General features: G+C 34.3%; 14 protein-coding genes. 6 read left to right on the plus strand and 8 right to left on the minus strand.

Annotation, left to right across the window (positions count from 1 at the left end):
• Positions 1-27 precede the first annotated feature (27 nt).
• From H3S73_RS04215 to aspS, 3 genes are read right to left on the minus strand one after another with little or no spacing between them, the layout of a single operon-like run.
• A complete protein-coding gene (locus H3S73_RS04215) occupies positions 28-444 on the minus strand; it encodes a hypothetical protein (protein WP_144091733.1) in 417 nt (138 codons plus the stop codon).
• A gap of 10 nt (positions 445-454) precedes the next feature.
• Positions 455-907: a dihydroneopterin triphosphate diphosphatase gene (nudB, locus tag H3S73_RS04220; protein ID WP_198235663.1), complete on the minus strand. Its 453-nt coding sequence runs from the start codon at positions 905-907 to the stop codon at positions 455-457.
• Positions 908-917: 10 nt separating this feature from the next.
• On the minus strand, positions 918-2,675 hold the full coding sequence (gene aspS / locus H3S73_RS04225) for an aspartate--tRNA ligase (RefSeq protein WP_198235664.1): 1,758 nt from the start codon (positions 2,673-2,675) through the stop codon (positions 918-920).
• A 285-nt stretch (positions 2,676-2,960) separates the two neighbouring features.
• Between aspS and H3S73_RS04230 the strand changes: the two genes are divergently transcribed.
• The 6 genes from H3S73_RS04230 (at position 2,961) to dusC (ending at position 7,927) form a co-directional block, all read left to right on the plus strand.
• Positions 2,961-3,506: a cysteine hydrolase family protein gene (locus tag H3S73_RS04230; protein WP_198235665.1), complete on the plus strand. Its 546-nt coding sequence runs from the start codon at positions 2,961-2,963 to the stop codon at positions 3,504-3,506.
• 29 nt (positions 3,507-3,535) lie between these two features.
• Complete coding sequence (locus tag H3S73_RS04235; protein WP_198235666.1) at positions 3,536-4,312, plus strand: DUF3100 domain-containing protein; 777 nt, start codon at positions 3,536-3,538, stop codon at positions 4,310-4,312.
• A gap of 10 nt (positions 4,313-4,322) precedes the next feature.
• A complete protein-coding gene (locus tag H3S73_RS04240; RefSeq protein WP_198228883.1) occupies positions 4,323-4,772 on the plus strand; it encodes a hypothetical protein in 450 nt (149 codons plus the stop codon).
• Between the two features lie 20 nt (positions 4,773-4,792).
• Positions 4,793-6,112, plus strand: a complete 1,320-nt coding sequence (locus H3S73_RS04245; RefSeq protein ID WP_198235667.1) for an amidohydrolase — start codon at positions 4,793-4,795, stop codon at positions 6,110-6,112.
• 79 nt (positions 6,113-6,191) lie between these two features.
• Positions 6,192-6,956 carry a molybdopterin-synthase adenylyltransferase MoeB gene (locus H3S73_RS04250; protein WP_039128088.1) on the plus strand — a complete coding sequence of 255 codons (765 nt, stop codon included), beginning with the start codon at positions 6,192-6,194 and terminating at the stop codon, positions 6,954-6,956.
• Between the two features lie 5 nt (positions 6,957-6,961).
• Entirely contained in the window at positions 6,962-7,927 is a 966-nt protein-coding gene (dusC, locus tag H3S73_RS04255; protein ID WP_086308819.1) for a tRNA dihydrouridine(16) synthase DusC, read from the plus strand.
• On the opposite strand, the gene H3S73_RS04260 is transcribed toward dusC, so the two are convergent.
• The 5 genes from H3S73_RS04260 to H3S73_RS04280 form a co-directional block, all read right to left on the minus strand.
• Complete coding sequence (locus H3S73_RS04260) at positions 7,922-8,884, minus strand: hypothetical protein (protein WP_198235668.1); 963 nt, start codon at positions 8,882-8,884, stop codon at positions 7,922-7,924. The genes dusC and H3S73_RS04260 overlap by 6 nt on opposite strands.
• Positions 8,885-9,216: 332 nt before the next feature.
• Positions 9,217-10,110: an L-ribulose-5-phosphate 3-epimerase gene (locus H3S73_RS04265; protein WP_198235669.1), complete on the minus strand. Its 894-nt coding sequence runs from the start codon at positions 10,108-10,110 to the stop codon at positions 9,217-9,219.
• 67 nt (positions 10,111-10,177) lie between these two features.
• Positions 10,178-10,822 carry a 3-keto-L-gulonate-6-phosphate decarboxylase UlaD gene (locus H3S73_RS04270; protein ID WP_198235670.1) on the minus strand — a complete coding sequence of 215 codons (645 nt, stop codon included), beginning with the start codon at positions 10,820-10,822 and terminating at the stop codon, positions 10,178-10,180.
• Between the two features lie 21 nt (positions 10,823-10,843).
• Positions 10,844-11,536 carry an L-ribulose-5-phosphate 4-epimerase gene (locus H3S73_RS04275; protein ID WP_086308816.1) on the minus strand — a complete coding sequence of 231 codons (693 nt, stop codon included), beginning with the start codon at positions 11,534-11,536 and terminating at the stop codon, positions 10,844-10,846.
• 4 nt (positions 11,537-11,540) lie between these two features.
• Entirely contained in the window at positions 11,541-12,014 is a 474-nt protein-coding gene (locus H3S73_RS04280) for a PTS sugar transporter subunit IIA (RefSeq protein WP_039128080.1), read from the minus strand.
• Positions 12,015-12,041: the final 27 nt, after the last annotated feature.

Genomic DNA, 12,041 nt, shown 5'->3' on the forward strand with positions numbered 1-12,041 from the left:
TTAAAGTGGTTATCTTTTTAATCGCAATTAGTCTTCATCAAAATTTTCACTGTAAATGGGTGTTTGTTGATTTTGATTACACTCTACAATTTTAGGTAGTAAAGCTTCAAATTGGTTTTTATCAATTTCGATAAATGTGTCGGGTTCAACTTGGTAAAAAAGATATTGTTGAGTTTGATCATCAAATTGGAAAGAAGCTAACCAATAATTACGATCATCACTATTTTCATTCGCAAATATTTTAATAATACTACTTTCTCGCTTTTCTGGTTGGTTATGTAGTTTATAATCAATTATTTTTTCAGCAATTTGAGAATCATATTCATCAAAAATAATATAATCACTATCATTTGTTTTACATTTTTCAATTTTAACTTCGGCATAACTACACGTTATTGAAAAAAATAAACAAAAAAATACAATGATATACTGGCTTAATTTCATTTTTTACCTCTTAACTCAATTTAAGAAAGTTGTTAATTTTACAAATAGCCTGACTATTATTAGGCGACGCAGTTAGGTTAACTGCATCGCCCATAGTCAGCCATTGATAAGCTAAGTGCTCGGTTAGAACTGGAATTACTTCTTTAGCAAGAGGCAAATAAAACCAATGTTCTTTATTTATCTTAACTTCTGGCGAATATCTATGTCGAAACTGTGGGAAAATCTCAAATTCAACCGTGTAGTTAGCATCAATTAGTTCAAGATTTTCCTTTATAATATCAATGCCTGTTTCTTCCAAAACTTCACGAATTGCGGTTTGACGTGGCAATTCATCTGCCTCCATGCTACCTGTTACTGATTGCCAAAATAATGGATCATCTTTGCGTTGTAACATAAGGTAACGATTGGTTGTCTGGCAGTAAATCACCACCAGTACCGACTCAGGTTTTTTATATTCTCGCATCAAAATATCGTTATTTTCTAGCTACTTCAATACCAAGTTCTACTAATGCAGCAGAATTTGCTGGACTTGGCGCATCAGTAAGCAAACACGTCGCCGCTGTTGTTTTAGGAAATGCAATCACATCGCGAATATTATCTGTTCCTGTGAGCAACATACTTAATCTATCTAACCCAAAAGCTAAACCTGCATGAGGTGGTGTACCATATTTTAATGCATCGAGTAAGAAACCAAATTTTTCACGTTGATCTTGTTCACCAATTCCTAATATTGAAAATACCGCTTGTTGCATTTCACTGCGATGAATACGTACCGATCCTCCACCGACTTCATAGCCATTGATTACCATATCATAAGCATTCGCCACAGCATTTTGAGGATTGTTAATTAACTCTTCAGGTGTGTAATCTTTTGGTGATGTGAACGGATGATGCATAGCACTTAAACCTTCATCTGTTTCTTCAAACATTGGAAAATCAACAACCCAAAGTACCGCCCATTTGTTTTCATCGGTAAGGCCTAAATCCTTGCCAACTTTCAAACGTAATGCACCTAATGCATCGCTAACAACTTTATAACTATCAGCACCAAATAACAAAATATCACCGTCTTTTGCATTAGCACGGTTTAGCAATGCTTTCATTTGTGACTCATTAAAGAATTTAGAGATTGGGCTTTGTACACCCTCTAAACCTTTGCTGCGTTCATTGACTTTGATCCAAGCCATGCCTTTTGCACCATAAACAGAAATAAACTGCGTATATTCGTCTAACTGTTTACGTGTTAATTGAGTACCATTTGGCACGCAAAGCAACGCTACCCGGCCTTTAGGATCATTTGCTGGAGTTGAAAATACTTTAAAATCGACATCTTTAACCAAATCAGCCACATCAATAATTTCAAGTGGATTACGTAGATCAGGCTTATCACTACCATAACGACGCATTGCCTCGCTAAAAGACATAATCGGGAATTTGCCTAAATCAACATTTTTAACATGCAACCAAAGTTCGCGTATCATTTTTTCCATGATTTCACGCACTTGCTCAGCTGTCATAAATGAAGTTTCAACATCTATCTGTGTAAATTCTGGCTGACGATCGGCTCTTAAATCTTCATCACGAAAACATTTAACAATTTGATAATAACGATCAAACCCAGACATCATAAGCAATTGCTTAAATAATTGTGGTGATTGTGGCAATGCATAAAATTCACCTTTATGGATTCTACTCGGTACCAAATAGTCGCGAGCACCCTCTGGCGTAGCCTTGGTCAACATAGGAGTTTCAATATCTAAAAAACCATTCTCATTCATAAATGAACGAACAAATGCGGTAATTTGTGCACGAGTTTTAAAGATTGAGGTCATTTCTGGACGGCGTAAATCTATATATCGATATTTTAACCGCTGTTCTTCACTATTATTTTGATTAAAATCCAGAGGTAATACATCACTACGATTGAAAATAGTAAGTTCGGTCGCTAAAATTTCAACCTCACCGGTTGCCATATCTTTATTAATTTGACCTTCAGGTCTGGCTCTTACCTTTCCTTTAATTTGAATACAAAATTCATTACGTAAATCGCCAGCTAATTGATATGCTTGCGGATAATCAGGATCAAAAAAAACTTGCACAATTCCTTCACGATCACGCATATCAATAAAAATCATTCCGCCTAAGTCTCGGCGTTTATTAACCCATCCACATAGTGTAACTTCTTGATTAACATAACTTGCGTTTAATTGTCCGCAATAAATTGTTCTCATTAAATATATCCTGTGTACAATTGTCGAAAATAATAATTATTATAGAGCAATTTATCAGGGTATAAAGACTATGTTTTAAAATAATCGCTATTTATTTTATTTATACTAAGTTAATGATAATAATTTTACTTTATATGTCTTTTTATAATTTCATTGAAATTCAATAAGATAATTAACATAAACTCGGATTATTTAGTTGTACTTGAAAAATGTTTGTTTTATTAACTTGTAATATCAAATATTTATTAATAAGCTTAAGTATTATTTAAATATTATTAACTTGATATGAAAGCTTTAATTTCAATTGACTACACGAATGATTTTATTGCGGATGATGGCGCTTTAACTACAGGCTCAGCCGGTCAACAAATTGAATCAGAAATGTTAAACATAACTAACTCATTTATTAAAAATAATCAATTTATCGTTTTTGCAATTGATGCCCACGATCCGACGGATAAATATCACCCTGAAAATTCACTTTTTCCATCTCATAATATTGTTGGAACTGTTGGACAACAATTATTCGGTGACTTACATCAACTTTATCAAAGGCATCAAAATTCAACCAATATATACTGGATCAACAAACGCCACTATTCAGCATTTTGTGGTACAGATCTCGATCTACGTTTACGCGAAAGGCATATTACGGAAATCCATTTAATTGGTGTTTGTACGGATATTTGCATTTTGCATACAGCCGTAGATGCCTATAACTTAGGTTATAAAATAGTGATTCATCAAAATGCAGTTGCAAGTTTTGATCCTATTGGCCATCAATGGGCTTTAAAACACTTTAAAAATACCTTAGGGGCAACGTTAATATAAAAAGATAACAATTAAAAAAAGGAGCAGGAATGGAAGTTTTACGAGACTTTAAATTGCATATAATTGCACTTTTAGTAGTAGTTAGTTGTGAACTTATCGGCAAGCAATCGATATGGATTATTGCCGTTTACCCAATGTTATATGCGATGGTTTTTGGCGGAATCATTAGTTTGCCAAAGCTTAAAATACTTACCAATAAAAATATGCAAAATGCAAGTATCGTTATGATGGTTACATTAATGTTACTTGTTGCAAAACTTGGTGTAGCGGTAGGTCCCCAAATTGATATGATTTTAGAAGATGCTAAATTAGCTCTAATTTTTCAAGAATTAGGTCATTTTGCTGGAACAATTTTACTCGGGTTACCATTAGCAATGCTATTAGGTATGAAACGAGAGGCTGTTGGGGCTACCTATTCCGTTGCTCGCGAACCCAATATAGCCATTGTAGCAGATAAATATGGTTTAGATTCACCAGAAGGTCGTGGTGTAATGGCTATGTATATATGTGGCACACTCTATGGTGCAATTTGGATGAGTATTCTTGCTAGTATAATGGCTCATTTGAATATTCTTCATCCTTATGCTTTAGCTATGGGGGCAGGCGTAGGAAGTGGAAGTATGATGGCGGCATCACTTGCCCCGATAAGTGATTTATATCCAGATTTATCAGAAAATATTAACGCTTATGCATCAACAGCAAATTTAATGTCTAGTATGGTTGGTATATATATTTATACGCTCTTTTCTTTACCTTTTGCTTCTTTTATGTATAACACGTTAGCCCGTCTTCGACGCAATAAATAAGGATCCAATAATGAAGATTTTAGAAACAATTTTTGTGCTTATTTTAGTCGCCATTATTATGGCTGCTGGAAACAGTGTGGGTTATAAAATTGATATTATTTCATCGTTTGAAGCATTAGCTGTGCTAGCTGTTATCTCTATTGTAGGATTTTTACTAAGTAAGTTACCCGGACTTAAAAAATTTCCAGTGATTTTATGGGTATCGGTTGTTGCAGCCGTAGTTTCCTCACCAATATTTCCATACCATACAGAATTGGTTGCAATTACAGATCAAGTTTCTCTACTTGCAGTCTGTACACCAGTACTTGCTTATGCAGGACTCGCCATAGGTAAAGATCTTGCACTATTTAAAAATATCTCTTGGCGCATTATTCCCGTATCTTTGGCTGTGTTTTCGGGTACGTTTATTTTTGCAGCCTTAATTGCTCAAGTCACTTTACATTGGGAAGGCGTGATCTAATTTAGATAAGGATTTAATTTATGACTAAAGAAGAACTAAAGAAAAAAGTTTGTGATGCGATTGCAAACCGAAAAGCAGACATCAAGTCGATTGCTGAAGCGATTTGGTCCGAACCAGAGCTTGGCTATAAAGAACACAAAACGGCTAAAAAAGTAGAAGATGCTTTTGAAAAATTGGGTGTTCCTTTTAAAAATAAATTAGCACTCACAGGGGTTAAAGGTCGTCTTAAAGGTGGTAAAGGAAGTAAATACAGCATCGCAGTTATTGGAGAACTTGATGCAATTATTTGTGCCGACCACCCTGCTGCGGATGAGACATCTGGAGCCGCTCACTGTTGTGGTCATAATGCACAAATAGCTAATATGATGGCGGTTACTATGGGATTAATTGACTCAGGTGCGATGCAATTTTTAGCCGGTGATGTGGTACCATTTGCTGTCCCAGCAGAAGAATATGTTGAAATAACCTATCGCAATCGATTAATTGAAGAAGGTAAAATCAAATACATTGGCGGTAAACCAGAATTAATTTCACGTGGTGATTTTGATGATGTTGATATGGCGTTACAGATACATTTAACGAGTGTACCAAATGAACGCCAAGACGGTTTTATAGAAATTTCAACAACAAGTAATGGCTTTATCGGTAAGTTAATTAAATATAAAGGTGAAGCAGCCCATGCTGCTGCAGCCCCTCATGCAGGAGTAAATGCTTTAAACGCAGCAATGATGGGAATGATGGGCGTTCATGCTATTCGTGAAACATTTCAAGAAAAAGATTACATTCGATTCCATCCAATTATTACCCAAGGCGGTGATTTGGTGAATGTTGTACCAAGCGATGTAAGAATGGAAAGCTATGTACGAGCGGGCAATGTTCCAGCCATGATTGATGCCAATGAAAGAATTAATCAAGCATTAAAAGCTGGCGCAATGGCTGTTGGTGCAAATTGTGAAATTAAAGATTTACCAGGTTATTTACCGTTACATAATAATTCAACCCTTAATGATCTTTTAAAGCAAAACGCTGAAAATTTAATTGGTGAAGAAAACGTTTCAATCGCACCGCATATGACTGGAAGTACAGATACGGGTGATCTATCACATATTATGCCAGTAAGTCATCCTTGGATTGGTTCGGTTAGAGGGATTTTACATGGTAAAGATTACACCGTATTTGATGAAGAGATGGCTTATATACGCCCTGCTCAAATGATGGCTTGTACAATTATTGATCTACTATATGATGACGCTCAAACCGCTCAAACACTCATGACAAATTACAAACCTCTTATGACAAAAGAGGAATATTTAAAATTCCTATCTGGTTTTGACAAATAAAATTTAAAACTTGGCACAACCTTGTGCCAAGTTTTTGTTATACTACCCACTTCATTATCAACAACAATAATCACTTCATATGTTAACGCTTACCGATCAAGAATTATTTCGTTATGACAGGCAAATAACTTTGCAGGGTTTCGACATTGAAAAGCAGCAAATTTTAAAAAATAGTGCAGTATTAATTATTGGATTAGGGGGATTAGGTTGTTCTGTTTCTCTATATTTAGCTGCATCTGGCATTGGTAAGTTAACTTTAAATGATTTTGATACCATATCGGCTTCAAATTTAAATCGTCAGATTTTATATACCCATAAATCAATTAATCAAAATAAAGTTGATGTGGCTAAACACGCTTTAACCAATATAAATCCCAATATAGTGATTGAAACGGTTAATCAGCAACTAAAGGACAGCGATCTTATTTCACTTATTAAGCAACATAATATTGTTATTGACTGTACAGATAACTTAGTTACCCGTGAACAGATTAATCGCTGTTGTTTTCAAGAAAAGAAACCTTTAGTTTCAGGCGCTGCAATACGAATGGAAGGTTTGCTAAGTGTATTTACTTACCAACCTAACGAACCATGTTATCACTGTTTAAGTCGTCTATTTGGGAATGATCAGCTTACTTGTGTTGAAACCGGTGTTATGGCGCCTTTAGTTGGTATGTTTGGCTCAATGCAAGCCATAGAAGCAATAAAAATCCTTACTCATTATGGTCGCCCGTTATCAGGTCGATTATTGATGATTGATACAATGAACATGCAATTTAATCAATTTACTATATCTAAGCAGGCAAATTGCCCTGTCTGTGGTAATCACCAAACTGACCAATAAACAGTATGAAACAAAATAACCGAATTATTTTAGCTCCAATGGAGGGGGTTCTTGATTATCAAGTGAGACAAATTTTAACTGAGATTAATCAATTTGATTATTGTGTAACAGAATTTGTGCGAGTCACGCATCATCAATTATCCAACCGTACCTTTTATCGCCTTTGTCCTGAACTCCATAATGGTGGCAAAACTGCTTCAGGTACCCCTATTCGAGTGCAAATTCTTGGTCAATCACCACAATGGATGGCAGAAAATGCAGTAAAAGCGATTGAACTTGGTTCATTTGGTATTGATATTAATTTTGGTTGCCCCGCTAAAACCGTAGTTGGCAGTCAAGGAGGAGCTTATTTATTACAATATCCTGAACAAATTTTTAATATCGTTAGTCAAGTTCGACAAGCTATTGGTCGCTCAGAAATATTATCCGTTAAGATTCGCTTAGGTTGGTCAGATAAATCACATTGCTATGAAATCGCCAATGCAATTGAATGTGCTGGAGCTAATGAAATTGCAATTCATGGCAGAACCAAAGAGGATGGCTATAAAGCGGATAAAATTGATTGGCAAACAATAGCTAAAATCAAACAAAACCTAACAATTCCTGTAATTGCCAATGGTGAAATTTTCTCTATTGAAGATGCACAAACATGCATTGCTCAAAGTCAAACGCAAGACATTATGTTAGGACGTGGGATTTTAACTATCCCCAATCTAGCCAATATGATCCGCAACAAACAACCAGCCTTAAGTTGGTCGCAAGTGTTGGAAATTTTAATCCGCTATGCAAGTTCTTCTATTGATGATGTAAAACCGCTTTATCATTCTGCTCGCATTAAACAATGGCTTGCTTATTTAAGGCACTATTATGTAGAAGCATCTGAGATGTTACAAAATATTAGAACACTAAAATCGCAACAAGAGATATATACATTCTTAAAACAACAACAAATGTTAAAACCAATACTATAAATTAATCTGATATTTAATTGATGGATAAAAATAATACTTAGTCAATTTTCGAATCATTAAGCATGATAGAATAAATGATGTAGAGCCTAACAATATGATCACTATGGATGTTAGAGCTGTATTTTGTAATAACGCATGATTAATTAACCAATTGACTACTCTCCATAAAATAATATTTAAAATAAAAATAATGATATTTAAGGAGACGGCACACTTAATTATTCTATCCGTTTGTAATACAACAAACATTTGGGTAAACATATTTTTACTAACCAAAATAACAACTAATAAACTAAATAAATAACAAAAAATTGGTAAGAAAATATGCTTCCCAACTGAAATAAAATAGTAATTGTTGTGTACTAAAACATCTAAAATAAAAGAAGGAAAAGCAATTAAAATAAAAAAGAAAAATACTAAAAACAAAATAAAATGAATTTTAGTACTGTTGATTATAGTCAGTTCGAAAATCTGTTTATTTTTATCAAAATGATTATTTAATACTTTGATATAAAAATAGGTAAATAATCCTGCAAATAAGTAAAATAGACAGCTGGGGATAATACATAAGACTAAAATAAATAACCATGAAGCCACATTAATCATGTTTATTAATACATTATCAAAAATAGCTTCAGCTATCGCATTGATAAAATAGCTAATTGTACAAACAATAATGACATTAAAAATTAACAATGTAATATTTTTAAATGTCACTCGATGAACATTAACTCGATATAAACTGATCGCTGAGATACCGAATAACAATAAACATTCAGGGATTGAACGTAGTAATTGATATGGAGCAAGTTTATATAATATACCCCATAAGAATTTATAATCATGAAAAGTTGATATAAAGGTAATACCAAATTTAATAATAGAAATAAAAGCACTACAGAAAAAAAATAGTACAATAAAAATAAAAGGTAGCTTAAAAAAAGCTAATTTTTCCATTTTGATACTCAAAATCAGTCAATTCTCTCTTTTTAAAAAAACAATTTGATAACAACAAAAATTAAACTCAACGGTAATGTCCTATTGAGTCATTAAAAGGTCATATTGAGCTAAAATATGTTCACAATAATACCAAAGACTTTTTTAATCAACAATGATCATCAGAACTTATATTATTGATAATTAGTATAATACATTATATTTTTTAGATGATTACCTTAATAAGTAGCGCAATTTTTCGACGAATTATTATGTAAAACAGGATTAATGCTTCATCATTTAAAGTATGATGAAGCAAATTATAAGATAAGAATTTATTTGTATGCTTCAATCTAAGCGTTAAAGAGTGGAAAATCGGCTTGACCAGCAATGGATTTTAAACGTTGTTGGGCAGTAATAATATTTTCTCTCCACTGATTATCTTTCGCCCACATTTCAATCACTAATGGCGCACAATAATCAATAGATTTAAGTGTTCTAAATACTGCTGAAAAATCAACTTCACCCTCACCAATCACCAAATCTCTAAACTGTCCTGCATAATTGGGTTTTACTTTATAGGTATCTTTCAAATGAATTTGAACAATATGGTTACGACTTAATAATAGCTCAGTACTAACATCATAATTCCAACCGGATATGTTTCCCACATCAGGATATGCCATAAAATAAGGTGAATTTATCTCGGCTTTTAAAATTTCAAACTTACTCAGTGAATTTAGATAATTAGTATCCATAATTTCAACAGCTAACATAACACCTACTTTTTCTGCCTGTTTTGCACACCATTGCATACCGGCAATAAAGCGTTGATGGGTTTGTAAGTTAGCTGGCTCATAATAAACATCATACCCAGCAAGTTGAACCACTCTAACACCAAGTTTATAAGCAAGGGTAATAGCCTTACACATAATACTTTTAGCGTGTTCTCTGATCGTTGCATCAGCAGAACCAAACGGGTATTTGCGATGTGCACTAAGACATATTGAGTGAAAAAAAACGCCATTTTCTTCACATAGATGACGCAATGAATAGATTTCTTCATCAGACCAATCAAGCCTAGCTTGACGTTCATCAGACTCATCAATAGAAAGTTCGATAAAATCAAATCCTAAAGATTTTGCCTCTAGCATTTTTTGTTGCCAAGAAAGTGTATTAGGTAGTGCCTTTTCATAAATACCCATACATGGAGTTTGTCTGGTTATATTGATTGTATTATTTGTCATAATTTAGATCCGATAATATTAAGGTAAAAAAACTAACAGCCGATTTCCCGACTGTTAGTGCGCACCCCTACCAATATTTAGCAATCTGCTCTCTTAAGTCTTGAGCAGTTTTTTGACCATTTTCATTGGCTAAAGCTCGTCCAGCAATAAAAGCTTTCGTTTTAATACCCGCAAACAGATGAATATCTTCAGGGACAATACCGCCTGTTATTGATAGTTCCAAACCTAAATCAGAAAGTTGTCGCATTTTATTTAAATCTTCTTCACCCCAACCAACACCAGCTAATTCAGCATCACGAGATCGATGATAAATTGCCTGTTTGATACCCAGTTTTCGCCATGCTTTTGCATCATCAAAAGTCCAATGTCCATAAAGTTCGATTTGAATTTCACGCCCAAATTCATCAGCCACTTTTTTACAAGCTTCAATTGTTGCAATGTGAGCGGCAGCTGAAACAGTTAACCAATCAGCACCTGCCGAAAAAGCCATTTTTGCTAAAATAGCACCTCCATCAGTGGTTTTTAAATCACAAACTAAAATATGATTTGGATACTTTTCTCTTAAAGTTTTTACGCCATTAATACCTGCGCCAAAGGCAAGAATGGTTCCAACTTCAATAATATCTACAAATCCAGCTACGTTCTTGGCTACTGCTAAAGCTGGATCTAATTCTGTTTGATCTAATGCAATTTGTAATTTTGGTTTTGTCATTTTATTTCTCCCTTATAAATACTATTTTTGTCCGTAATAAGCATTTGCTCCATGCTTACGAAAATAGTGTTTATCAGATAAAGTTTGTTGAATTTTAATTGTTTTATTAAGTTGTCTGGTTGATATGGCCATCATGGCTACTTCTTCAAGAACCACAGCATTATGTACAGCATCCGAAGCGTTTTTTCCCCAACAAAATGGAGCGTGTCCAGAAATAACAGCTGCCGGCATCGCTGTAGGATCAATACCTCTTCGTTTAAACTCTTCAATGATGACCAAACCAGTGTTTTTTTCGTAATCAGTATTGATTTCGCTATCAGTTAAACGACGAGTACAAGGTACATCACCATAAAAATAGTCGGCATGAGTCGTACCCAAAGCTGGAACATCTAATTCAGCTTGCGCCCAAACTGTTGCGTAGCGAGAATGTGTATGAACAATACCACCAATATTTTCAAAGGCTTTATAAAGTTCTATATGGGTTGCAGTATCACTAGACGGATTTAATTTACCCTCAATAATTTCACCCGTTAATGACACGACCACAATATCGTCAATTTTCATGTTATTGTATTCAACACCTGAAGGTTTGATAGCAATAACACCTTTAGCGCGGTCGATTTCAGAAACATTACCCCAAGTAAAAGTGACTAAATGGTATTTAGGTAAGGTTAAGTTAGCCTGTAATACTCTTTCTTTTAATGCTTGATACATAAAATTAGTCTCCTAATAAAGCCTTATCAATAACAGCATAAACATCTTCTTTGCTATTACATGCTCTCAACTTATCAAGATCGATACCTGTTGGGCTGTCTTCGTCATCTAATATTTGCGTGACTTCCATTAAGCCTTGCATATGCTCATCTGAGGTACTGCCCGCTAAGGTAACTAACACATCAACAGGTTGCTCTTCACCTTCAAAATAGACTGGAGAATTTAATGTCACTAAAGCAAAAGCAGTGCGATTTACACCATCTTCCGGTCTGGCATGAGGCATCGCAAAATTTGGTGCAATAATAATGTAAGGTCCCATTGTTTTTACACAGTTAATAATCGCATCATAATAAGAAGGGTTAATCGCTTTGGAAGCAACAAGCATATCTGTACCTAATTTGATCGCCTCTTGCCAAGTTGATGCATCCGCTTTTAGTAAAATAGAGTTATTTTCAATTAATGATTCTTTCAATGCCATTGTTGTACTCCTTTTTTAATCAATTCG

Source organism: Gilliamella sp. B14384G12, from assembly GCF_016101825.1.
GTDB classification, from domain to species: domain Bacteria; phylum Pseudomonadota; class Gammaproteobacteria; order Enterobacterales; family Orbaceae; genus Gilliamella; species Gilliamella apicola_N.

Excerpts from the sequence above, each read along its gene's own strand:
- H3S73_RS04215 (WP_144091733.1), bottom strand. The coding sequence starts at position 444 with ATGAAATTAAGCCAGTATATCATTGTATTTTTTTGTTTATTTTTTTCA.
- nudB (WP_198235663.1), bottom strand. The coding sequence starts at position 907 with ATGCGAGAATATAAAAAACCTGAGTCGGTACTGGTGGTGATTTACTGC.
- aspS (WP_198235664.1), bottom strand. The coding sequence starts at position 2,675 with ATGAGAACAATTTATTGCGGACAATTAAACGCAAGTTATGTTAATCAA.
- H3S73_RS04230 (WP_198235665.1), top strand. The coding sequence starts at position 2,961 with ATGAAAGCTTTAATTTCAATTGACTACACGAATGATTTTATTGCGGAT.
- H3S73_RS04235 (WP_198235666.1), top strand. The coding sequence starts at position 3,536 with ATGGAAGTTTTACGAGACTTTAAATTGCATATAATTGCACTTTTAGTA.
- H3S73_RS04240 (WP_198228883.1), top strand. The coding sequence starts at position 4,323 with ATGAAGATTTTAGAAACAATTTTTGTGCTTATTTTAGTCGCCATTATT.
- H3S73_RS04245 (WP_198235667.1), top strand. The coding sequence starts at position 4,793 with ATGACTAAAGAAGAACTAAAGAAAAAAGTTTGTGATGCGATTGCAAAC.
- H3S73_RS04250 (WP_039128088.1), top strand. The coding sequence starts at position 6,192 with ATGTTAACGCTTACCGATCAAGAATTATTTCGTTATGACAGGCAAATA.
- dusC (WP_086308819.1), top strand. The coding sequence starts at position 6,962 with ATGAAACAAAATAACCGAATTATTTTAGCTCCAATGGAGGGGGTTCTT.
- H3S73_RS04260 (WP_198235668.1), bottom strand. The coding sequence starts at position 8,884 with ATGGAAAAATTAGCTTTTTTTAAGCTACCTTTTATTTTTATTGTACTA.
- H3S73_RS04265 (WP_198235669.1), bottom strand. The coding sequence starts at position 10,110 with ATGACAAATAATACAATCAATATAACCAGACAAACTCCATGTATGGGT.
- H3S73_RS04270 (WP_198235670.1), bottom strand. The coding sequence starts at position 10,822 with ATGACAAAACCAAAATTACAAATTGCATTAGATCAAACAGAATTAGAT.
- H3S73_RS04275 (WP_086308816.1), bottom strand. The coding sequence starts at position 11,536 with ATGTATCAAGCATTAAAAGAAAGAGTATTACAGGCTAACTTAACCTTA.
- H3S73_RS04280 (WP_039128080.1), bottom strand. The coding sequence starts at position 12,014 with ATGGCATTGAAAGAATCATTAATTGAAAATAACTCTATTTTACTAAAA.